The organism is Isoptericola croceus, assembly GCF_029382255.1.
GTDB lineage: Bacteria > Actinomycetota > Actinomycetes > Actinomycetales > Cellulomonadaceae > Isoptericola > Isoptericola croceus.
This window is the reverse complement of record NZ_JARLLG010000322.1, coordinates 1-268: the sequence shown is the minus strand read 5'-3', so window position 1 is coordinate 268 and position 268 is coordinate 1. Positions and strand designations below refer to the sequence as shown.

The following is a 268-nucleotide window of genomic DNA, read 5'->3' as shown; positions in this document are numbered from 1 at the left end:
AAAAAAAAGTGTAAATAATTGTTCGCATAGCGCCATCCGAAAAACTCCCGTTTTATCCGTGAAAGGGACCGAACATTTTTAGCTCCTAGGAGTGCACCTCTCAAATCAAGTATTGCAGAATTTCGAACTCCATCTGGAGCTCCGGTATTTAAGCCTTCAAAGAAAATAAGAACAAGGGGATCGGTTCGCCCTGCAGACACGCAACCTCCTGTTCGGTTTGGTAGGAATCATGCATTGTAACGACGGGTCATTCCGTTACTGTCATCAG

General features: G+C 44.4%; 1 protein-coding gene. It reads right to left on the bottom strand.

Features of this window, described 5'->3' with window-relative positions:
* The coding region (locus PZC42_RS21510) for a hypothetical protein (protein WP_277214208.1) at nucleotides 1-200 on the bottom strand (200 nt) is incomplete at its 3' end.
* Between the last annotated feature and the right edge of the window lie 68 nt (nucleotides 201-268).